The 20,569-nt window shown below is 58.9% G+C and carries 20 protein-coding genes and 2 tRNA genes; 9 read left to right on the top strand and 13 right to left on the bottom strand.

All coding sequences use genetic code 11. The features are described 5' to 3' along the window. Nucleotides 1-478: 478 nt before the first annotated feature. Together NJU76_RS27025 and NJU76_RS09600 are read right to left on the bottom strand one after the other, a co-directional pair. Nucleotides 479-940 (bottom strand): homing endonuclease associated repeat-containing protein, encoded by a 462-nt coding sequence (locus NJU76_RS27025; RefSeq protein WP_425604265.1) that lies wholly within the window; start codon nt 938-940, stop codon nt 479-481. Nucleotides 941-1,054: 114 nt separating this feature from the next. Then, nucleotides 1,055-1,125, bottom strand: a tRNA-Gly gene (locus tag NJU76_RS09600). 522 nt (nt 1,126-1,647) lie between these two features. Here NJU76_RS09600 and NJU76_RS09605 point away from each other — a divergent pair. Beyond that, nucleotides 1,648-2,442: an NAD+ synthase gene (locus tag NJU76_RS09605; RefSeq protein WP_254527934.1), complete on the top strand. Its 795-nt coding sequence runs from the start codon at nt 1,648-1,650 to the stop codon at nt 2,440-2,442. A 23-nt stretch (nt 2,443-2,465) separates the two neighbouring features. Here NJU76_RS09605 and NJU76_RS09610 read toward each other — a convergent pair whose 3' ends face one another. Both NJU76_RS09610 and NJU76_RS09615 read right to left on the bottom strand, forming a co-directional pair. Continuing rightward, a complete protein-coding gene (locus NJU76_RS09610; protein WP_254527936.1) occupies nt 2,466-3,005 on the bottom strand; it encodes a GNAT family N-acetyltransferase in 540 nt (179 codons plus the stop codon). Between the two features lie 45 nt (nt 3,006-3,050). Continuing rightward, nucleotides 3,051-3,755, bottom strand: a complete 705-nt coding sequence (locus tag NJU76_RS09615; protein WP_254527938.1) for an enoyl-CoA hydratase/isomerase family protein — start codon at nt 3,753-3,755, stop codon at nt 3,051-3,053. Between the two features lie 60 nt (nt 3,756-3,815). Between NJU76_RS09615 and NJU76_RS09620 the strand changes: the two genes are divergently transcribed. The 3 genes from NJU76_RS09620 (at nt 3,816) to NJU76_RS09630 (ending at nt 6,429) form a co-directional block, all read left to right on the top strand. Beyond that, nucleotides 3,816-4,637: a DUF7114 family protein gene (locus NJU76_RS09620; RefSeq protein WP_254527940.1), complete on the top strand. Its 822-nt coding sequence runs from the start codon at nt 3,816-3,818 to the stop codon at nt 4,635-4,637. A gap of 99 nt (nt 4,638-4,736) precedes the next feature. Beyond that, nucleotides 4,737-4,808 (top strand) — tRNA-Thr (locus NJU76_RS09625). Nucleotides 4,809-5,163: 355 nt separating this feature from the next. Continuing rightward, nucleotides 5,164-6,429 (top strand): ABC transporter substrate-binding protein, encoded by a 1,266-nt coding sequence (locus NJU76_RS09630; RefSeq protein WP_254527942.1) that lies wholly within the window; start codon nt 5,164-5,166, stop codon nt 6,427-6,429. 348 nt (nt 6,430-6,777) lie between these two features. Here NJU76_RS09630 and NJU76_RS09635 read toward each other — a convergent pair whose 3' ends face one another. The 7 genes from NJU76_RS09635 to NJU76_RS09665 all read right to left on the bottom strand — a co-directional run bounded on the left by NJU76_RS09635 (nt 6,778) and on the right by NJU76_RS09665 (nt 15,640). Continuing rightward, nucleotides 6,778-7,602, bottom strand: a complete 825-nt coding sequence (locus NJU76_RS09635) for an IS5 family transposase (RefSeq protein ID WP_254527944.1) — start codon at nt 7,600-7,602, stop codon at nt 6,778-6,780. A gap of 45 nt (nt 7,603-7,647) precedes the next feature. Next, nucleotides 7,648-8,886 carry an RNA-guided endonuclease InsQ/TnpB family protein gene (locus NJU76_RS09640; protein ID WP_254527945.1) on the bottom strand — a complete coding sequence of 413 codons (1,239 nt, stop codon included), beginning with the start codon at nt 8,884-8,886 and terminating at the stop codon, nt 7,648-7,650. A 165-nt stretch (nt 8,887-9,051) separates the two neighbouring features. Further along, entirely contained in the window at nt 9,052-9,795 is a 744-nt protein-coding gene (locus tag NJU76_RS09645; protein ID WP_254527947.1) for an ABC transporter ATP-binding protein, read from the bottom strand. 3 nt (nt 9,796-9,798) lie between these two features. Then, nucleotides 9,799-10,758, bottom strand: coding sequence for an ABC transporter ATP-binding protein (locus NJU76_RS09650; protein ID WP_254527948.1), 960 nt, complete (start codon nt 10,756-10,758; stop codon nt 9,799-9,801). Continuing rightward, nucleotides 10,755-12,452, bottom strand: a complete 1,698-nt coding sequence (locus NJU76_RS09655; RefSeq protein WP_254527950.1) for a branched-chain amino acid ABC transporter permease — start codon at nt 12,450-12,452, stop codon at nt 10,755-10,757. The genes NJU76_RS09650 and NJU76_RS09655 overlap by 4 nt, the downstream gene beginning before the upstream one ends. 2 nt (nt 12,453-12,454) lie before the next feature. Continuing rightward, nucleotides 12,455-13,921 carry a branched-chain amino acid ABC transporter permease gene (locus NJU76_RS09660; RefSeq protein ID WP_254527952.1) on the bottom strand — a complete coding sequence of 489 codons (1,467 nt, stop codon included), beginning with the start codon at nt 13,919-13,921 and terminating at the stop codon, nt 12,455-12,457. A 222-nt stretch (nt 13,922-14,143) separates the two neighbouring features. Continuing rightward, nucleotides 14,144-15,640 (bottom strand): hypothetical protein, encoded by a 1,497-nt coding sequence (locus NJU76_RS09665; RefSeq protein WP_254527954.1) that lies wholly within the window; start codon nt 15,638-15,640, stop codon nt 14,144-14,146. A gap of 375 nt (nt 15,641-16,015) precedes the next feature. Here NJU76_RS09665 and NJU76_RS09670 point away from each other — a divergent pair, with 375 nt between their 5' ends. The 3 genes from NJU76_RS09670 (at nt 16,016) to NJU76_RS09680 (ending at nt 19,166) form a co-directional block, all read left to right on the top strand. Further along, nucleotides 16,016-17,236, top strand: a complete 1,221-nt coding sequence (locus NJU76_RS09670) for a CaiB/BaiF CoA transferase family protein (protein ID WP_254527956.1) — start codon at nt 16,016-16,018, stop codon at nt 17,234-17,236. A gap of 668 nt (nt 17,237-17,904) precedes the next feature. Then, nucleotides 17,905-18,507 (top strand): hypothetical protein, encoded by a 603-nt coding sequence (locus NJU76_RS09675; RefSeq protein WP_254527958.1) that lies wholly within the window; start codon nt 17,905-17,907, stop codon nt 18,505-18,507. Nucleotides 18,508-18,521: 14 nt separating this feature from the next. Beyond that, a complete protein-coding gene (locus tag NJU76_RS09680; RefSeq protein ID WP_254527960.1) occupies nt 18,522-19,166 on the top strand; it encodes a DUF2238 domain-containing protein in 645 nt (214 codons plus the stop codon). A 38-nt stretch (nt 19,167-19,204) separates the two neighbouring features. On the opposite strand, the gene NJU76_RS26545 is transcribed toward NJU76_RS09680, so the two are convergent. Beyond that, nucleotides 19,205-19,336 carry a hypothetical protein gene (locus NJU76_RS26545; RefSeq protein ID WP_256565997.1) on the bottom strand — a complete coding sequence of 44 codons (132 nt, stop codon included), beginning with the start codon at nt 19,334-19,336 and terminating at the stop codon, nt 19,205-19,207. Nucleotides 19,337-19,480: 144 nt separating this feature from the next. On the opposite strand from NJU76_RS26545, the gene NJU76_RS09685 reads away from it, so the two are divergent. Beyond that, nucleotides 19,481-19,678, top strand: coding sequence for a hypothetical protein (locus tag NJU76_RS09685; protein WP_254527962.1), 198 nt, complete (start codon nt 19,481-19,483; stop codon nt 19,676-19,678). Nucleotides 19,679-19,719: 41 nt separating this feature from the next. Here NJU76_RS09685 and NJU76_RS09690 read toward each other — a convergent pair whose 3' ends face one another. Further along, the gene (locus tag NJU76_RS09690; RefSeq protein ID WP_254527963.1) at nt 19,720-19,980 is read right to left on the bottom strand and encodes a type IV toxin-antitoxin system AbiEi family antitoxin domain-containing protein; all 261 of its coding nucleotides are present in this window, start codon (nt 19,978-19,980) and stop codon (nt 19,720-19,722) included. A gap of 224 nt (nt 19,981-20,204) precedes the next feature. Between NJU76_RS09690 and NJU76_RS09695 the strand changes: the two genes are divergently transcribed. Further along, a complete protein-coding gene (locus NJU76_RS09695) occupies nt 20,205-20,549 on the top strand; it encodes a hypothetical protein (RefSeq protein WP_254527965.1) in 345 nt (114 codons plus the stop codon). The last annotated feature ends 20 nt before the right edge of the window (nt 20,550-20,569 follow it).

Here is a 20,569-nt window from a genome sequence, read left to right on the forward strand (position 1 = left end):
ATCTCCGTATTCTCCCGGTTGGTATGACTGCTCTTCGGCGGGCGGTCCGGTCCTGCCCGGAGTCAGCGGTGCGTCCGTCGTAACGCCTCCGTCCGATTCGGATGATTTCTATTTTCGCTCGTTTACCCGCCGCTCATTTGGATTCACCAGCCGGTATAACCGTTGGAAGGTGACCATGCTAGTCGCTAGCAGTGGCTAACCAATAAAACTATCAGTCGCCGTTCTGAACAACCGTTTCTGCATACGGCGCTCACGTAACTCGAGTATCCGCCCACCGAAAACATGCGCCGGCCGGGAGTTGAACCCGGCCTACGAGCTTGGCAAGTTCAGTGGCGCTACGCGGGACCGCACCGCAACGGCAGTTCTATCGCTTCGTGCACCGAATTCAAACTCACTCATTTTACTTCCTATCCGTCTCTGAGATTACCCAAAGTCATAAGATATTCGATAGATAGCTGACCTATAATTCCCGTAGGAATTACTCAAGCGTCACCTCGAAGTCTTCTATGAGAATATGGAGAGCAAGGTGTTGTCGCTTCGTCAATGCAATTATATTATCAGGGGTGTTCAACCACGGGATCGGCTTCTTATGGTGAATCTGCTTACCGTCTACTTTGTCAATTCCATGCTCAGCAACCGCGAGAAGGCGATGCACGCTAACCTCAACTTGCACCCCATTATGCGTGTGACCCCATCTCTCATAGCCGTTTGAATCCGGGTAGAGTGGAACGTGGTCATACGCTTCCCCGACTTGTTCATACGTCTCAATGCCTGCGGCGCGTTTCGCTTTGTTCCAGCCACCTACAATATCACAGATATGCGTCACACATGGCGAAAGACCAAGTTCCCGGTACTCCGCTTGTGTGGGTGACGTTTCCAATTTCCGTACGGCTTCTCGGAGTGACGAGATACAATCCTGCTTTGTGTAAACAGACGCCATGCGATACTGCTTCTCAGAGCAACATAAATAACATAACTATATGGATTTGAATTAAAAGACCAGACACCGCATTTTGCAAGATTTAGAGGTGGTTTTAAAGAATTTAGTGAACAATGCGCGGTCCGGGATTTGAACCCGGGCTAACTGCGTGGGAGGCAGTTGTCCTACCGCTGGACCAACCGCGCGCTCCGCAGCAAACGTTTCAGTTCTACAAATTTAAGCTCTCCGCTCCCCGTTCTCGGGGCGCGCTATTCCACACGATCGAGAGCGTTTCGTCGGTCCTCTACAGGCACCTGGTCGTACTGCACGTAAGTCTCAACGTTCTAGTGGCGGAGTTGTGCCTGAGCAGCCGCTGATTCCTCTTCTCGGGTCATGTAGGTACCTACGGCGGATTGTGTATCGACTCATCTTGCGACCTACTATGCAGGTTCCCGCATCATCGACCGAACCCACCCGTTGTATAAGATATCTGGCAGACAATCGAAGCTGAGTAGCAAAGCGTAGCGCCGTCCGACACCCGTTCTGTCGATAGTTCCGGTGGTTGGACGCGCCGACCCGTTCACCCGCTCCCGCTTGAGCCCGTCTGCCTCGAGCGCTCGCCGAACGGCGGTCGAACGCCCGGTGCACGATTCCGTGGAAACCGACCGCTCGGTCACTTTTTCCCGGAGAGGGGAGCCTATTAGACCGCTGCCTCCCAAGTGTCTCCCATGATCGACCTTCGCTTTTCGGAGGCGGAACTGGAACGCCAGCGCGAACACATCACGCAGTTCGTTCGCGATCAGGTCGCCGCCGCGAATGCCGACGGTGTCGTCCTCGGGTTCTCGGGTGGAATCGACAGTACGCTGACCGGCTATCTCACCGTCGACGCCCTCGGCACCGACCACGTCCACGGGCTCGTCCTACCTGGGACGGTCAGCAGCGAAGGGCACATGAGCGACGCCGAGCGGGTCGCACAGGATCTCGGGATCAGCTACGACGTCATCGCAATCGAACCGATCATCGGCGCCCTGCTGTCGGCGTATCCCGACGCGGAGGGAGACCACGAAGCGGTCGGTAACGCACGAGCGCGCGTCAGAGCGGTTCTGAACTATCTCGTCGCCAATCACGAGGGCCGGCTGGTCGTCGGGACCGGAAACCGCAGCGAGGCCGCCGTGGGCTACTTCACCAAGTACGGCGACGGGGCCGTCGACTGTCACCCGATCGGGAACCTCTACAAGCAACAAGTTCGTCAGCTCGCCTCTCACGTCGGCGTCTCCGAGGAACTCGTCGAAAAGACCGCTACCGCCGAATTGTGGGCTGACCAGACCGACGAGGAGGAACTGGGGATCAGCTACGAGACGCTCGACGACATCCTCGCGACCCACATCGACGGGCCGCTCTCGGTCGCCGCGACCTGCCGCCTGCTCGAGGTCGAGGAAGCGACCGTCGAGAAGGTCCGGCGGATGTACGAACAAAGCGAACACAAGCGCACCGTGCCGCCGGCACCGGAACCGCTCGAATAGCCGAATAGGCCGTTGGCGTCAGTTCAGCCATCCTGCTCTCGCCACTCGTCCTCGAGCAACCCGTACCAATACGCGTCCTGGTACTGGCCGTCGATGAATTCGACGTCACGGTGGACGCCTTCCTGCGTGAAGCCGGCGGACTCGAGCAACCGGCGGGACGGCTCGTTGAGTTCGAACACGCGAGCTTCGATCCGGTGGAGCCCGAGCTGATCGAAGCCGTACTCGAGGATCTGTTCCACCGCCTCGGTGCCGTAACCCTGTCGCTGGTGGTCGGATGCGACCCAGTATCCGAGTTCGGCCTTTTGCACCTCCCAGTCGATCCAGTTGAGCGCGATGGTTCCGACCGGTTCCGATTCGACGACGATCATGACCACCACGTTCTCGTCGCCACAGACGACGTCCTCGAAGAACTCCCGTTCCTGCTCCAGGTTGAGCGGCCTCGAGCGACCGATCGGCCGCCAGATTCGCGGATCGTTGGCCTGCGCCTGCAGGAACTCGAGGTCCTCTTCTTCGATCGGTCGCAGCGTACTGCGTTCTCCCTCTAGAAACACGGGGCCGGGCATACCAGGGACGTACCTGTCAACGTATATATTAATTCCGCTCGCCGCTCACTCGAGCAGCGCGTCGACGTCGTCCGCGTGGGCGGCAACGAGGTCTGCGAAGGCTCGGGCTTCGCGTCGCTCCTGCGTCGCGCGTTCGTCGTCGTCTCGAATCCGTCGTTTCAACGCGGCCAGCGCATCGATCGCGTTCGCGGCGATCTCTTCGGCGACCGATCGGGGCTCGTCCTCGACCCGCGAAATCAGTCCCATCCGACGGGCCTCCGCCGCGTCGATCGACCGCCCGGAGAGCGCGAACTCGAGCGCGTCGCCCTCGCCCAGGACGCGGGGTAATCGAACGGTTCCGCCCCAAGCGCCGAACAGACCGAAGCTGACGCCCGGTTCGCCGTAGGTCGAGCCCGGCGTCCCCACCCGGACGTCACAGGCCAGTGCGAGTTCCAGGCCGCCGCCGCGTGCGGGGCCGTCGATCCCCGCAACGACGACCGCGGGCGAATCCTCGATCGACCGGGCGACGCGCTGGCCCAGGCGTGCGAACTCGGTCGCGCGGTCGCGATTTCCCTCGAGCGCTGCGACCTCGTTCAGATCCGCCCCCGCAGAGAAGGCCTGCCCGCGTCCATGGAGGTAGATCACCGGCTCGTGGACTCCCTCGATCGCAGCCTCGAGGGCTTCGAGCCCGTCGATGGTGAGGGCGTTGCGCGCCTCGGGGCGGTCGAACGTAACGGTGCGAATCGAGCTGGTCGTGTCAACGTCGATCATGGCAGCAGTCGACCGGGCGTTTCCAAAGGTCTTTGGCTCCGCCCTCGTAACCCCCCGCTAATGGAGAAGGCCGACAGCTGTCGGCGTGCCGCCGTCGAGGCCGTCGCGGACGTCGAACCACCGCAACTGCACAACTACATCGAATCTATCCTCGATCGAGCGTCGATGGTCCCCGGGACACTCACACTCGAGAGTGCCGCGGCGATGGCAGCAGATGGGCACGCGCTCGAGGGCGATCTCCCTCGTCCCAGTCCCTCCGAGGCCGATCGAGACCGTGCATCCGACCAGAATACCGACCGTACTGGGGAGTGCGAACCCGACCGCGTCATCACACACTCGGCCGGAGTCCAGCTCATCTACGAGGGACTACGCCTGACCCGAACGCTCGCCCACGACGAACCCTGGACGGCGACCGACGGGACCGCCGCCGATGCCGATGCCGACGATGGCGATCTCGCTATTCTCGCCGCCGACATCCTCGTCGCCCGCGGGTTCTACCTGCTCGCACGTACGGAGGCCGCCGGCAAGGCCGTCCGGACCGTCCAGTCGTTCGGGCGCGATCAGACCAGTCGCACGGACCTCCCCGACGACGGCAGCGACGGCGACCCCCGGTCCGAGGGTCAGACTGGCGGTATCGATCCGACGGCGATCGACGCCAACCTCGAGCGCGACGTCCTCGAACTCGCCGTCCTCACCGGCGCCGTCGCCGTCGGCGAAACGCCGTCACCGTGGCTGTTCGCCGTCGCAACGGATCTCGCCGACGCCATCGGCCCCTCGTTCCCCCCGGCGAGCGAGTGTCTCACCGATCTCGAACCGTCGTTCCACGACCGGTCGCTCGAGGAGGGGCCGACCGATCGGGCGACGTCGGCGACCGACCCCTGACCACCGGTCACGACCGCGCGATCGGACCGAGCCAGACTGACGCACGGCCCGATCGAATCGAAACCCATAAAGACGACTCCGGTCAACGAACGAGTGCGCGCCTGGGTAGCTTAGCGGTAAAGCGCGTCCTTGGTAAGGACGAGAGCCCGGGTTCAAATCCCGGCCTAGGCTTGCTGTAACTTGGTTACATCCTGCGTATATAATGGTCCATAGTGACGATACCAACCAGCTGGAGGTGGTTGTGTGAGCCGCGACAGGTTAGCAAGTCGCGGCTGTCCAGTTGAGTTTTGTTTGGGGTGACCGCCCATCGTCCTGTTACTTGTTCTGGTTATCCCAGACTCGGTCCAGTCAAGCTGTTCCCAACCGTGGCTCTCGCCGTATTGAAATATAAGAAATAAATATATTCTGCTATTTCGACCGCTCCCGCTCAGACAAAAACGCGCAATAATATCATTATTTTTATCATCTAAAATCGTTAATATGTATACACAAATATTTTAAACTCGGCTACTAACGACGCAGGTGTATGGCAGACAAACACAAACAATCCCGGCGTAGCTACCTGAAAGCGGCGGGTGTTGCAGGTGTAGGAGGCCTTACTGCACTTTCGGGCTGCGTCGACAGCCTTACTGGTGGTGGTGGTAGCGGTCCCATCAACTTCGGATCCATTCTTCCCATCACTGGCGACCTCTCGGATTTCGGTCCGGGGATGCAGAAGGGTGTCAACATCGCAGTAAAGGACATGAACGACGCTGGCGGGCCGCTCGAACGCACTGTCAAGCACTTCGAAAAAGATTCCGAGACAGACTCCCAGAAGGCGAAGAACAAGTACGAGGTTCTCGTGAGCGAGAACAACATCATCGGGTTCGTCGGGGCAGCATCCTCCGGTGTGTCCGTTCCGCTGGCCAAGACCATCGCAAGCGATCAAGTGACGCAGGTCAGTCCGGCATCGACTAGCCCGGTGCTCAAGAATATCGGGTTCGGCGATTCAGACGAGACGAAGTACTTCGGCCGAACGGCGCCGAACGACTCCCAACAGGGCATCGTTATGGGAATGGCGATGAACGACTTCGTCGAGGCCGAGTCAGCTGCCTTCCTCCACGTCAACAACGCGTACGGGGAGGGACTGGCGAAGAAGGCACAGCAGGCTTTCAACGGGGAGACACTCCAGCTAGTCCCCTACAGCTCGAAGACGTCCGATTATACGTCAACGCTCGACAAACTGTTCGAGGGTAATCCGGATGCGGTCGGGTTCGTCGGGTATCCCGAATCCGGCCAGTCCATTCTTCAAACGTGGAGCGACGGCGGCTACGGTGGCCAGTGGGTTCTCAGCGAGGGGCTCAACTCCACGGACTTCTTTAACAAGATTCCGGATATCGTGAAGGATATGTACGTCTCCTCGCCCGACCCGAAGTCGACGAAGGGCGCTGAGAAGTTCAAGCAGGCGTTCGGTGCCGAACCTGCCGTCTTCTCGCCGCACTCCTACGATGCCGCATTCCTCATGGGACTCGCCATCCACAAGGCGGGTGAGGCGTCGGGAACCGCCATCGCGAAGAACATCCAGTCGGTTTCACAGTCTGGTGGCCAGACAGTCACTGTTGGCGAGTTCGACAAGGCGAAGAAAGCGCTGGACGACGACAAGTCCATTAATTATCAAGGTGCATCCAGTCCGGTAGATCTGAACGAAAACCTCGAACCACTCAACCGGTTCGCCATCCTGCAGGTTCAGACGAACGCGGAGGTGGAGTCGGTGAAGACAGTTCCACAGTCGTTCTTCAAGGGCAAGGTGTAGCCCGCGACTGGACGACTCTGTTTTCTTGGGCCGCCGTGACGCACAGCGGTAGCCTCGTCTAGGACGTTTGCCAACTGATTCATAGATCGGCCGGTCAGTGCCATTCATACGGACTACTGTACGTCATTGCCGGTGCAACCGCGACCGTCCTGCGGGTGCACCGGTACATCGGTACAGCAGACCGTATCAATCGTCGGAATCCTCCTTGCATTCGTGTAAGAAATTAGCAAGGGCGAGTGAACTACCCCGCCCTACTCGTCGCCTTTGGCGACTCCTTGAGGGCGGGGCTTCCTGCTTCGACGACGCGACTTGCAGATACTGCCGTGTTGAATAGCTACTGAATCATAGTTAGAGTGGCTCACAGAGCGGTTCTATATTGGCGATGGCGAACATGAGGACAATCTCACGAAACTGTCGATACCAGCCCAGCGCTCGCACGGCGTCGCCGAGCGAGCGCTTCGTCGTTGAGTACGAGGTTTCGGCCATCCAGCGCTGTGAGTAGCCTTTTGCCCGGATGAGCGCGTTATGTCCTACCGTGAGTGGTCTCGATCCACGTTGTAAGATGAGCGGTTCGACACCGAGCGCATAGAATTCGTACTTGGTGTGCCAGTTGTGGAAGGCTTTGTCAGCCGAGACGGACAGCAGGTCGTCCGCGTTCCGGCGGACGACCTGCGGCCCAGTCTTCGTATCGTGTTTCCACCGTGCTGAGATATGCACGTCGAGAACAGCGAGTGAGTCTACATCGGTTAATGTCGTCACTTTCAGCGTCTGCACGTCACTTCCAGACCGCTGGCGGTAGTACGAGGAGGCTGAGCGGCGGTCGAAGAACGTACTGTCGAGAGCTGCGTGACCAGACTGCGGGTGTTGCTGCGCTGAAACGCGCAGCAACGCCCGCCACACCCACATTTTGAGACGGTCGAACGATTTGTAGATCGTGGTGAACTCAGGAAGATCGTCTCGGTCTAAGCCGAGCACATCACGAATCTCGGTCATGTACTTCAGCCGATTCGGCGTTTCACGGTAGCTGTGGCCGTCTTCGAGCCGGAAACAGTGCAGAACGACGTGCACCCAGCGGGCGAACCCGCCGCTGGCGGGCTCGCCCGCGTGCTTCCCCAACGCTTGTTTGGCTAGGTGGCGACACTGCTCAACGAAGTCGAGGAGATCGACTTCCATAGGTCAGAATCGATTTCCTCGGCTTCGCCCTTCTAACCCGTGATATCAGCCGATTGGATCGCTATTCAACACGGCAGCAGATACGGGAACTGTATCCACAGCGGTCGCAGTCTCCACAGACGTTGCTTCGGAGTGAACCACTCCTAGGTTCTCCAGACCACGCGACTGGATATTCAACGCCGCGTTCCAATCCCTCTCCAACTCGAACCCACACGACGGGCAGGAATGTTCCCGAACCCACACCGGTTTCGCCGTCTCCACGCCACACGATGCACACTCTTTCGTCGTGCCATTCGGTTCGACTTCGATAACGTGACACTCGTTCTTCCGACCGTGATGTTTCAGAATCGTAATGAAGTTTCGCCAGCCGACTTCGGCCTTGTTCCGAGCGTTGCCACTGGCTTCGAGCATCGACTTCACGTTCAAATCCTCAACGAACACTGCCTCGTACTCGGTCGTGTAATAGTGTGCGAGCTTGTGTTTATAATCTCGCTTCTTGTTCGACATGCGAGCATGGACCGTCGCGACTCGCCGCCGTTGCGTCTCCCAGTTGTTCGACTCGTATTGCTTGCGAGAAAGAGCGTGTTGCTCACGTTCGAGGCGTTTTCGCTCGTCGGAGAAGTCAAGACGTCCGACGGAGCGTCCGTCCGAATCCTGGACGAAGGTGAGAACGCCGAGGTCGATCCCAACCGTGTCTTCCGGCTCAATGTCCGCTGGGTCTGGTTTCTCTGGCGTGTCGGTGCTGATGCAGAACGAGGCGTACCACGCTCCTGTGGGTTCTTTCTTCACCGTGACTTCCTTGATAGCATCGTGGTCGGGAAGGTCGCGGTGAAGGCGGAGTGGGATTTCGATGGTTTCACCACGAACTTTTGTGAGTCGGAGTCTCGCTCGGTCTCGCGGGCCACTCTTCGTGTCGAGTTCGAAGCCCGATTGCCGGTACGTGAAACTCCGATACTCACGCGGTGACTTCCAGTTCAACGAGCCAACATCGTAGCCCTTGGCTTTGAGTGTGCCAAGGTTGTTGATGTTGGTGCGGATACGCTCGACAGCTTTCTGCAAGACGGTGGAGTAGACCTGTTTGAGGTCAGTCCACTGTTGTTTGAGTTCTGGCAGTTCATCTCGGACGTGCCAGACACGCTGTCGAAGCGTCCCCTCGTCTTCTGGTATCTTGTTGAATTCGTGGAGGGCGTGGTTGTAGAGTTGTCGCACGGTGTCACGAGTCCAGTCGAGACTCTCCCGTTGGGTGGTGGTGGGAAAGAGACGGTATCGTGGACTGTACTCCATGCGACTTGCTTTCGTCTATGGAGTGTAATTTATTAAGTGTTTGTGAGTAGGGGTGTGTGACGATCGTGCAGGTACTGTATCCCCGCCCTCCTCGCTCCCGTCGGTCGCTCCTCGAGGACGGGTGCTTAGCACCCTCTCTTTCAGCTAAAAAATCGGTAAGTCTTCCTAATCTCCCCCGGTCGATTGGCTCTCCTCGTCGATTGATCCGCCGCCGAGATAGAGTTCAGCCACCTCGTCGTCGTCGAGCAGGGCTTCGCCGGTGTCCTCGAAACGGTTCTCCCCCATTTCCAGCACGTAGCCCCGGTCGGCGCGGCTGAGCGCCTTGCGAGCGTTCTGTTCGACCATGAGGATGGCAGTCCCTGACTCGTTGATGGAGTCAATCTTGTCGAACACTTCATCAACGAGGTCAGGGGCGAGTCCTGCTGACGGTTCGTCAACGAGCAACAGTCCGGGGTCGACCATCAGCGCACGCCCCATTGCGAGCATCTGACGCTGTCCGCCAGAGAGGCTGTCGGCGCGTTGATTCTTACGCTTTTCGAGAATAGGGAACTGGTCGTACACCTCGTTCAAGGTCTCCTGGGGAACGTGGTCGAGGATGTACGCCCCCATTTCGAGGTTCTCCTTTACCGTGAGGTTCGGGAAGACGTTCTCGTTCTGCGGGACGTACGCCATCCCCTTGCGCGTAATTTCGTCGGGACGGTTGTCAGTGATGTTTTGCCCGTCGTACGTGACGGCGCCGTCCCAGCACGGGATAAGACCGAAAATAGCCTTCATCGCCGTGGATTTGCCGGCGCCGTTCGGCCCGATGATGCAGACGATTTCGTTCGAGTTGACGTCGATCGAGACGCCATGCAGTATCTCGGCGTCGCCATATCCGCTGACGATATCAGCGGCTTCGAGTAGTGTCATCCGTCAGCCCCCCAGGTACGCGTCGATAACGCGTTTGTCTGACTGCACTTCGCTCGGTACCCCTTCCATTAATTTCTTGCCTTCGCTCATGACGATGATCGTGTCTGAAAGATTCATAATTACTTCCATGTCGTGTTCGACGATGAGAAACGTGTACCCGTCGGCCCTGAGGTCGCGGATACGTTCGAGGAGTTTCCGGGTCAGTGTTGGATTGACGCCGGCGACGGGTTCGTCGAGCAGGATGAGATCGGGCTCCATCATAAGTACGCGACCTAGCTCGACAAGTTTACGCTGTCCACCGCTCAAGTTCCCCGCCTCCTCGTTTGCGAGGTGATCGATTTCAAGGAACTCTAGCATCTGGTAGGCCTCTTGCTGGAGTTCTGCTTCCTCCTCAGCAACGGCTCCTTGTCTGAACCAGGCGTTCAGGAGGTTCTCGCCCGACTGTCCTTTCTTTGCAAGCATCATGTTCTCGAGGACGGTCATCCCCTTCAACTCGCGAGTAATCTGGAACGTCCGAACCAGTCCCTCGTTCGCCAATCGAAACGGGCGAGTATGGTAGTACCCGGCGGTCTCCTTGTATCGCTCCTGGCCGGCGTAGACGGCAGCACCGACACCGGCGCCGAGGATGGTCGCACCGGCAAGCATCGGGGATGTCAGCCCGTAGTAGGCGGCAGCCGACAGGGCGAATCCACCGAACGTCGCCCCCGAAGCACCGTACCAGATGCCCTTCTCCTCGCGACTCGGGCGCATTATCTGTTGCGTGTCGGTGCCTCGGTACTTGATGGCGCCGCTGTCAGGTTCGTAGAACCCGCTGATAAGGTTGAACGTCGTCGTCTTGCCGGCACCGTTCGGGCCGATGAGCCCGGTGACAGTTCCCTGGTCGACGCTGAACGATGCTCCGTCGACGGCGATGATGCCGCCGAACGACTTGTATAGGTCCTCGACTTCTAGTAGTGAGGTCATTCTGAATCCACCTCGATTGTCCGGTGTTTCTCACCCCAGATGCCTTCGGGGCGATAGTATAGGATGACGATGAGGAGCGCACCGATGATGACCAACCGAAGAGCCTGAATTGAGGATCCGGCAGCCGTCGGGAAGAACTCCGCAAGGTCGGACGTCATCCGAGAGAAGGCCCAGAAGATGACCGCCCCGAGAATCGCTCCTCGGTTGTTTGCTGTGCCGCCGATGATGACCATCAACAGGACGAAGAACGTTACATCGATGCGGAAGATGGACCACGTCAGCGACTGGAACTGGATAGCGGTGAGACCGCCCGCAAACCCTGCGATAGCGCTTCCGACGGCCATCCCCTGCACCTTGTAGGTGAATGTGTTCTTGCCGAGTGCTGTGGCGACGTCCTCGTCTTCACGGATGGCCTTCAGGACGCGGCCGAATGGCGAATTCACCGTCGTCTCCGAGAGATAGTACATCAGGCCAAGCGACGTGAACACCATCACGAATAGGAAGCGGTCGTACTCGATGCCGATGCCGAGGTTCGGGTCGAACTGCAGCAGCCAGATTAGGTTCTGGAACGTGTTGAGGAACACCGTACTTACACCGCCGGACTGTATCGACGTGACGAGAGACACCACGAAATAGCGGACGAGGAACAGCCAGACAGCACCGATGCCGACGATGGAGACCAGGTCAACGTTATCCGACCCGTAGTGGTTCCAGTTCCGACTGAGGTACACGAGTCCGTAGATGTACACCGCGAGGAACACAACAGTCATGAGCATGCCGATGGCACTGGTCGTGTCGTTCTGGTTGTTTCCGAGGACGACGAGCGGGGCGAGGGTGGCGAAGAATAGTGTCGTCAACCCAAGCCCGTAGAGCGCGTCGAACGCGGTCGCCTTGGAAAAGTAGCGCCGAATACGGACATACGCGTACGCCCACGTGAATAATGAGAACGCACCGACGAACACGAGCGCGACCAATTCGTTGGATACGTCGGGTGTCACAAGCGTCACCACCGTCGCGATGCCGCCAACGAGGAGGCTGGCGACGAGTACATCGAATGTATTGACATCCTCAGCGCCGGAGCGGGCGCGCCGGCCGAAGAGGTAGCCCACGCCGAGCGTGGTCAGTGCGAAAACGCCGTGAACGACTGCTTCTCGACCGCTGTCGACTGCCGTGATTTCTGACAGACGAGCGAGCGCGTATGTTGCAGCCATCCAGAATAGCACCACTAAGACGCCAAACACGATCGCGCTCCCCAGTGTATCACCGGGAACCGGGAACAGACTGTTCAAGGGGCGCTCGAATCCGGCGAGCGCACGCGGTCCGTTGGCCAGCCAGCGCTCAGATCGGAACAGTTGCTGTACGATAAACGCCATCCCGAGCAGCGTGATGGCGAGGTAATCCTCACGGAGACGGATTGCTGGAAGGGAGACGAGTGCTCCTATTGCCCCCGCGAACAACGATGCAAGAAGAATTGCGACGACCCACGGCAAACCGAGGCCGAGGATATATTGTTGTCCGGGCGACGATGGCGGCAACACCAACAGGGCGGTCATGTACCCGCCGAGCAGGTAGAACGCCACGTGCCCGATTTCGAGCAATCCGGTGTACCCGAACTTAATGTTCATCCCCACTGCGAGGATGCCGAAGATACCGACTGAGATGCCGAACGAAACGAGGCTTCCCGAAATCGCCATGGTTAGCTTCCCCCCACGATGCCTTCAGGCTTGACGAGCAGTACCATGAACAGGACGACGAACGCGATGGGGATGCGGTAGTTATTCCCGACCGGCAGAATCGTGAATCCGATGTCCATCGCTAGTCCGACGACAAAACTGCCAATGATGACGCCGTAGATGGAACGGATTCCCCCGAGGATGACTCCTGCGAACATCGGCAACAACAGGAAAAAGCCGATGTTGACTTGCACGCGCGACAGCGTTAGACCGAGCAGGACGCCCGCGATGCCCGCGAACACACCTGCGATAATCCACGTCGCCATCATCACGCGGTCGGTGTTGATACCGGTAACCTGTGCGAGGTTCAGATTACCCGATGACGCTCGCATCGCGGTTCCGAGCTTCGTCTCCTGTAACAGGACATGAAGCGACGCCATCATCGCAAGCGCGATGAGGATGATGAGCATCTTCAACGGGAAGATGCGCAATCGGGTCGCGTAGATGAAGCCGGCGGCGGTCTGGGGAACGGTTCGACTCCCGGCAAGCAGCCACCCGAAGACGGCCAGCGAGACGACGAACATGATGGCACCCGTGAGCTTCGGGCCGATCGTTTGAGCTTCCGTGTAGTCGGCCATACGCTTGCGGTAGACGTACGCGGCGACCGTGAGACCAGTAACCAGTAGCAACAGTACCACAACGAGCGGCCACGGATAGCCAAGGGTGAACACAGGTACGCTGTTGAGACCCTCCTGCGAGGTCGGTCCAGAATCACGGAACTGCAGGACGAGGCCCGACGCCGTGACATAGAAATCGAGGAACTTCGCGGCAGTCACGTATACTGTCGTCCCGAAGACATCCGAAACCGGAGGCAGCTCAAAGCTTCGCGAGCGTCCGCCGTAGATGGCTTGTGTTCCGAACCTGAGGATGAACGAGACGCCGAGCGAGACGATAAGCATCGTAGCGAGTTCGGCATCAGTCTCGCGGAACTTCCGGTACACTATTTTCTCGGTCAGCGGCGCGATAACACCGACAAGGACGGCCGCCAGCAAAATCCCTGCCCAGATCGACGGGACGCCAAATGCGATGACAGCCCCAACGACCACGGCCAGTAGGAGATGTACCACGAACGCGACGCTTGTAGGCGGTCGTCTCGGCCACCACGAACCGCGTAACGCATCTCGCCCGTCGAGGAGGTACAGTATCGCGAGTACTCCGAGTCCGCCCAGCAGAAATAGCGCGACGAACCCTCCGGAACTGACGGAACGCGCACCGGTCGTCCACTCCTGGAACAGCGGCACGGTGCCCGGTTTGTTCACGAACAGCGCGATGAACGCCCCGATCATGAGTAACTCACCGTGTGCAAAGTTAGGAACTTCTGCAATACTGTACACCAGTGCTAACCCGATTGCACCCATCGCGATAATACTGCCTGTCACAATACCGGTCAGTACTGCGTTAGGTATGCCAGTAGTAGGTGGAACTACCATATCACACCTCCTGCTTCCAGGGTTTTGTCGCAACAAATCATGACATTGAGTACCTTTCACAGTGTCTATTTGTGTGTTCCGGTTAAATTCAGCATTTTGAAATGTATTTTCTGTGAGTGGTTATTCATAACATTTAGCTAGTACTAAAAATTGAAGAGAGCAAAAGCACCGCGTTATGAAATTATATATTGATGACATTCTCCGATATATTCTGCTTCCGTACTAACTTCGGTACTCCTCGAGACCAGGACTCGAGTGTACGGACAAATACGCCACATCATTTTCCCCACCAGAACCGGTCCATAGCTGCCCGACGTCTCGAGCATCACAGTGGGTCAACTGAAGCACCTCCACCGACTCTCCCTCACCAAGATCGACACCACCATTGATCTCACAGTGATCAAGGACAATCCGATCCGGACTATCGCGAAGCCGTACCACCGAATCACACCCGGACTCGATGTAGCTCTCTCGAACCGTCACCGAACATCCATCCGCAGCCTCGAGGAACGCACGCGACTGCGTGTCGCCCTCATTTACGTAGCTCACCCCCTCAAGAACAAGATGGTCGCGCCAGGAGGAGACCGCAGCACCTCGAATTGCCGTATCACAGCGCTCACGAATCGTACAGTCCGTGATCCGAGCGATCGCCGTGTCATCACCATCCTCCCCGACACTCGCCCGAATCGCCCATTGATCGGTTTCGTTGACGATCTCCGTGCCGATCATCGTAAACCGGCCGGCGTCACCCCACGTCCGGACGAGATCATTTCTCCCAGTCCGAGCAATCGCCTTCCCGCCGATAACCATCGCCCCGTCACCATCACTCGCGAGGAGCGTCCCGAACGCATCCCGTCCACCTCCAACACCTTCGGGATAGTGATCGTGTTTCAGGTCTAGATCCCAGATAGATGTCGGCTCGATCGCCACATCACGAGCACCCAGCCGAATATTACATCGACCGCAGTTTTCCGCTCGAGGCGATAGTAATACGTTCACACCGTCGGGGGAATTCCGAATGTAGAAACCGTTATCCCAATGTTCGGCCACGTGGCAATTGACCCAGAGCTGTGTCCCAACGTGAGGCGGGTCCGCAGCGATCCCGATTGCGTGGCTGTGCTCGTCATCGCCAGTCCAGGTGTCGCCGTCCGGGAGACACACTCGTCGATGGATTCCAAGACCGTCCGGCGACGTGATACAGGCGAGATAGCTGTACTTGTCTCCGTGCTTGTTGTACCGATCGCGCCGACCGCGAAGGGAGACGTCCGAGACGTCCAGATGGTCGTCGACAAAGAACCGGCCAATGCCTGCATCGTGGCCGTCGAGGTCGATCTCGAGGTTCTCGAGGACACACGTAGAGATTCCGTTGCCCCAGCTCCCAACTCGGAGTGCCGCGTCGACGTCGTCGTGATCGACACGGAGACGAACCCGATCTGACGACGTCGTCCTGACGATGAGGTCGACGTCACTTGGAGCGATGTCAATCTCGGATTGCAGTGAGTACACAGCGCCGTCGAGAACGATCGTCTCGTCCAGGTGCTCGAGGATGAACTCCCCGATATCGCCTCCGCTTCCATCACCGGGATAGCCGTGATCGCTGGCGATTACTGCCTCATCGGGACTGTGATCGATGTCTTCGAGGTCGCTAACTCGTTCCTCTAGGTCGTCGATTTGTCGAAACGTGCTACTTACCAGCCGAATTGCATCGATGATATTCATGGCTGAATCGTTAGTCGACATATTGAACAATGCCGACGTTGGAAAAAACGCTCGAGTCGTAACACGTATACAGTGTCAATATCTGATTGTGGTCTGATTCCTGTCGAACATAATACCGTCGATAGTTTTACCAGCCGGTACGGATGATTGCGAGTTATGGAACAGTCATGGTGTCTCACTGCCTCTCGGCCAGATGACAGTTACGGATCTCGGTCTCGTGATATGTCTCCCCCCTTGCACGCGAACTCGAGCCGGCTGTCGACAGTCGCGCGTTTGCGAGCCGAAGCGACGAGACCGGTGCTCGAGACGGCCGCTCGAGAACCCGGAGCCAGCAATCGGCCGGTCGCGGTCGGTCTCACTCGGTGATCCAGAATCATGGGACACGACGATCGAATCTTGGACGGCATAACGGTTCTCGACCTCTCGACGTTCGTTACCGGCGGGTTTTGCTCCGCAATGCTCGCAAACCAGGGCGCGGAGGTCATCAAGATCGAGCAACCGGGATACGGGGATGCGATTCGTCACTCGGGACCGCCGTTCATCGACGGTGAATCGCCGTACTACTGGACGGTCAATTACGGCAAGCGAAGCCTCGAGCTCGATCTCAAGAATCCACGTGCCGTCGAGACGCTGTACGAACTCGCAGCGGACGCGGATATCTTCATCCAAAACTTCCGTCCGGGAACCGCCGAGCGTCTCGACGTCGATTACGAGTCGATCGCGGAACGGAACGAGGACATCATCTACCTCGCGGTTTCCGCGTTCGGACAGACCGGCCCCTGGCGGGAGCGGTCGGGATACGACCTGCTCATTCAGGGGATGAGCGGGATCATGAGCGTCACGGGCGAGCCCGACAGACAGCCGGTCAAGGTCGGGCTGCCGATGACGGATCTCATTACGGCGATGTGGGCCGCGTTCGGCGTCACGACGGCCCTCTACCGACGGGAATTGACTGGCGAGGGCGAGTACATCGATCTCGGAATGCTCGAGTCGGCGCTGCCGTGGCTCACCAAACAGGCCGGGCAGGTGTTCGCCGGCAACAAACCGCGGCGTATGGCGACGAAAGATCCGGTGCTCGCGCCGTATCAGACGTTCGAGACCAAAGACGGTTATCTCAACATCTGCATTCTCAACGAGAAACTCTGGTGGGAACTCTGTGAGGTTCTCGACCGACCGGATCTGGCGGAACACGAGCACTTCGAAACGAACGCCGACCGCGTCGAACACATAGAAGAGCTAGAAACCGAAATCGAAGCCACGCTCGCGGAGAAGACGACCGACGAGTGGATCGAGATCATCGCCGAGGAGGGCGGCGTCCCGGCGGGCCCCGTCTACGACGTCGAAGAGGCGCTCGACAATCCGCAGATCGATGCACGCGATGCGGTGACCGAGATCGACCACCCGGAACTCGGCTCCGTTCCCGTGATCGAACATCCGCTGAAGTTCGAGCACGCCGAGAGCGGATTCGACCTCCCACCGCCGCTGCTCGGGGAACACAACCGCACGGTGTTGCGGGAACTGGGATACTCGGACGCGGAACTCGACGAGCTCGAGGCGGTCGGCGTCTTCGGAACCGAATCCGACGCGGACGATTGAACCCGAACCGGCCAGGGCTCGAGTGCTGGCCGGTGTGAGGCGGCTTGCGGTTCGCGGTGCGGTTGTCGGCTCGAGGTGCGGATTGCGGCTGACGGCGCGGTTTGGAACGTGAGGAGTGGGGGCGGAATAGCGACCGTGCGGGCGAACGTCTCGGTGTATCTTTCAATCCGAGCATATCGGCTCGAGAGGGCTTCGGGTGGTAGTTCCGGGGCGTATCGGCAGACATCCTGTCGACGGGCTCCGGTGGATCGCCCTTTGTTCTATTACGGAGTGTGTGTGTGTGTGTGGTTCTTTCAGCGGCCTCGCATTCTGTGAGGGCTTCGGACAGGATACCGACCTACACGGCCGCTCGAGTCGCGTGTCGGAGGAGCTTCCCGTGACGGTTGTCGGAGTAGGCGGGGATCGAACTGGTCCGAGTCCGTCAGGAGCGTATCGATATCGTCGTCAGAGACGGTGTCAGCGGTGTACTGCTCCTCGTCGCCGTAGTGTGCAGCGCCACCAGTAGATCCGATCGAGTTTGCTCGTTACCGTGATTGTACGAATCGTCGATACTGAGGTTCTTTCTCCCTCGTCGTCGGGTAGAGACCTATGACCGATACGCCTTCGAAGGTACTCGATCCGATAGCTCCTAGTGGCCGTCAACCGTCGATGTACCGCCGGATATCACGATGAGCCGAGAGTTCGACCAAGAGTGGTTCGTCGTCGACACCCGAACGAACGCCGTGGTCACGTGGGCCGTTACTGGAATGCTCGCCAGCACGGTAATTACGTCCCTCTTCACGGGTTTCTTGGGTGGGGTCGCGTTCGCGGCAGTCGCAACGGCGGTTGCGTTAGTCCCACCACTGGTTGCACGTTCGTGGACCCACACGCTCCCCTGGCCGCTCCTCGTCATCGCATCACTGCCGCTCGTAATCTTCCCGCTTCGACCAACGTTCTTCGGCCAGTTCTTCGTCGGTATCGGTATCGGAACGCTCGCGATGCTCGTCGTCAGCGCGCTCCAGCTCACGACGTCGCTTCGCATGACGCCTGCCTTCGCCGTGGTCTTCGTCTGTATCGTTACGCTTGCCGTCGCCGGATTCTGGGCGGTCGGCTCGGCGTTCTCTTTGGAATACCTCGGTGGCACGTTCGTCTCGACGAACGACGAACTCATGCTGATCTTCACCGTTGCACTCCTCGCTGGGCTCTTCTCGGGCCTCGTTTTCTGGCTGTACTTCAGGTGGCGGCGCCGAAACACACCTCAATCACCACCACAACGGGTGAAATCGACGTGACAGTCCGCGAGCGATTGAGATTCACTACCGAGCGGGCCGCTCTGCTCGTCCGCGTTCTTCAACTCGTCATGTTCGCGATTCTCATAGCCGGGGTCTGGTATGGGAGGCCGGGCGTGGTCGTCAACGGGGGAGTCGCCTTGCTCGTCACGCAGCTTCCCGCACTCTTCGAACGCCGCTACGCGTTCACGATGAACGAGATGCTTGTCCTCTGGATCACGCTCTCCATGTTTCTCCACGCGTTCGGAACGCTCCCGCTGCCCGGTCTCGACTTCTTGACGCCGTATAAGGCCGTCTGGTGGTGGGATCACGTGACCCATGCGTTCTCGTCCTCGCTCGTGGCCGCCGTCGGGTATGCCACCGCGCGAGCCCTGGATGTCCACACCGACGCCGTTAATTTTCCGCCGGCGTTCATGTTCGTGTACCTTCTCCTGTTCATGATGGCGTTCGGCGTCATCTGGGAACTTCTCGAGTTCTACATCGGCGTCGTCTCCCAGATACTCGGGATACCGGGAATCCTTACGCAGTACGGGCTCGAAGACACCATCCTCGACCTCGCGTACGATACGGTCGGTGCCCTACTCGTCGCCACCATCGGATCCGCGTACCTCGCGGATGTTTCGGATCAGTTAGCCGAGCGACTGAGTCCTCGAACTCCCTGATCGTGACAGACTCCGCCTTTCGGCACCTTCGTCGGGATTCACTCGGAAACAGGAGGTGCGTACTCACTGAGCGGACCGAACGCTCTCGAGAGACGGCCGTGAAGGCGCTGGTAGGGTGCGACCGCGGCATCCACCTCTTGGACGCTACTCGAGCGTGTCGTCTTCGACATTCGACCGTGTCCTCCACCACTCGAGTGTTGAGAGCCGCAGTACCCGAGCCATCCGACGCTGATACTCACGACACATTCGAAAGATTAACAGAACATGTGTCCGCATAGAACGGCGGGGTGATGCCCTGCCCCCGGCGGAATAAAATGGTGGACCGTAGCGGCCCTCACCGAAGGCTACTGGCGGAAGGCGCACGACGAACCGGCGCGGCCGAGGACACGGCCGCCGTCGGCGGCGTCCGAGCCGAAACCGGTAGCCGACAGGTGTCGGTCGCCGGACTGTCACACAAGAAGCCCCCCGGGGCCACGCGGGACGCCGAGGCTCGGCAACAGGCACCGTGCTGAAGCCGCGTCGAAGAACTCTCGCGGATCCGTTTCGTCCGACATTACCCCGTTTTCGACTCGAGTGCGCTGGCGTCGAGTTCTTCGTTCACGTAGGCTTGGCCGTCGTCAGTGATGCCGTACAGACCTCGGGAAATCCGCTCGAGAAGCCCATATTTGGCGAGAACCGGGCATCTGTTACGCGCAAGACCGGCGCTCGGACAACCCAAATCCTCGATAGCCGTCGGAGTCAAATTCCCGTGCTCGCGAACGAGTTCGAGTATCTTGTCGTCAGACGGGACCATCCACTCGATATCCTGACGCATTTCGTTCACGAAATCGGAAGCAAGAGACATACGAGTGCTGATTACGAGTGATTTCTTGCTAGTAGTACCTATATGATTGTCGTACACAATTATTTACTGGTTACTAGGTAGTAAGTTATAAGCGAAATCGGGACAAATCAACTGTTGATCCGGCCCCCTAGCCACAGTGGCACAGCGTATCCTAGCACGCCGGAGTCGGGTCACCACCACAGAAGAGTCCGCCCATGCAACCCGAACGTTCCGAACCTGAAGACGCTCGTTCACCCACCGATAGCCGTATCGACGCCCGACCCTGCGTCCGCGACGGCTCCGAAGACGACCGGCCGTCACCGACCTCCTCACGCCGCGAAGCGGTACTCACAGACGGTGGGCGCAACCCCGGATCCATCGAGTCCTGCCTCGAGGAAATCGACAAACAGGTCGAAATCGTCCTCGAAACCGTCGACGAGCGGTGCCTCGAGGCGACTGCCAGGCGCGCCGTCGAGAGCTATCTCGAGACGATCCGATTCGAAATCGCGGCCGTGGACCATCTTATAGAGCACGGCGCACCGTCCAGCGACGAGACCTGACCCGCGCGACGTACACGATC

This window comes from Natrinema gelatinilyticum, assembly GCF_024266705.1.
Lineage (GTDB): Archaea > Halobacteriota > Halobacteria > Halobacteriales > Natrialbaceae > Natrinema > Natrinema gelatinilyticum.

Bases quoted from the DNA above. Each gene is read 5' to 3' on its own strand.
- NJU76_RS09615 (WP_254527938.1), bottom strand. From the start codon at position 3,755: ATGATCGACGTTGACACGACCAGCTCGATTCGCACCGTTACGTTCGAC.
- NJU76_RS09605 (WP_254527934.1), top strand. From the start codon at position 1,648: ATGATCGACCTTCGCTTTTCGGAGGCGGAACTGGAACGCCAGCGCGAA.
- NJU76_RS09650 (WP_254527948.1), bottom strand. From the start codon at position 10,758: ATGACCTCACTACTAGAAGTCGAGGACCTATACAAGTCGTTCGGCGGC.
- NJU76_RS09645 (WP_254527947.1), bottom strand. From the start codon at position 9,795: ATGACACTACTCGAAGCCGCTGATATCGTCAGCGGATATGGCGACGCC.
- NJU76_RS09690 (WP_254527963.1), bottom strand. From the start codon at position 19,980: ATGCGTCAGGATATCGAGTGGATGGTCCCGTCTGACGACAAGATACTC.
- NJU76_RS09640 (WP_254527945.1), bottom strand. From the start codon at position 8,886: ATGGAGTACAGTCCACGATACCGTCTCTTTCCCACCACCACCCAACGG.
- NJU76_RS09620 (WP_254527940.1), top strand. From the start codon at position 3,816: ATGGAGAAGGCCGACAGCTGTCGGCGTGCCGCCGTCGAGGCCGTCGCG.
- NJU76_RS09635 (WP_254527944.1), bottom strand. From the start codon at position 7,602: ATGGAAGTCGATCTCCTCGACTTCGTTGAGCAGTGTCGCCACCTAGCC.
- NJU76_RS09675 (WP_254527958.1), top strand. From the start codon at position 17,905: ATGAGCCGAGAGTTCGACCAAGAGTGGTTCGTCGTCGACACCCGAACG.
- NJU76_RS09630 (WP_254527942.1), top strand. From the start codon at position 5,164: ATGGCAGACAAACACAAACAATCCCGGCGTAGCTACCTGAAAGCGGCG.
- NJU76_RS09610 (WP_254527936.1), bottom strand. From the start codon at position 3,005: ATGCCCGGCCCCGTGTTTCTAGAGGGAGAACGCAGTACGCTGCGACCG.
- NJU76_RS26545 (WP_256565997.1), bottom strand. From the start codon at position 19,336: ATGTCGAAGACGACACGCTCGAGTAGCGTCCAAGAGGTGGATGCCGCG.
- NJU76_RS09665 (WP_254527954.1), bottom strand. From the start codon at position 15,640: ATGAATATCATCGATGCAATTCGGCTGGTAAGTAGCACGTTTCGACAA.
- NJU76_RS27025 (WP_425604265.1), bottom strand. From the start codon at position 940: ATGGCGTCTGTTTACACAAAGCAGGATTGTATCTCGTCACTCCGAGAA.
- NJU76_RS09660 (WP_254527952.1), bottom strand. From the start codon at position 13,921: ATGGTAGTTCCACCTACTACTGGCATACCTAACGCAGTACTGACCGGT.
- NJU76_RS09655 (WP_254527950.1), bottom strand. From the start codon at position 12,452: ATGGCGATTTCGGGAAGCCTCGTTTCGTTCGGCATCTCAGTCGGTATC.
- NJU76_RS09695 (WP_254527965.1), top strand. From the start codon at position 20,205: ATGCAACCCGAACGTTCCGAACCTGAAGACGCTCGTTCACCCACCGAT.
- NJU76_RS09670 (WP_254527956.1), top strand. From the start codon at position 16,016: ATGGGACACGACGATCGAATCTTGGACGGCATAACGGTTCTCGACCTC.
- NJU76_RS09685 (WP_254527962.1), top strand. From the start codon at position 19,481: ATGGTGGACCGTAGCGGCCCTCACCGAAGGCTACTGGCGGAAGGCGCA.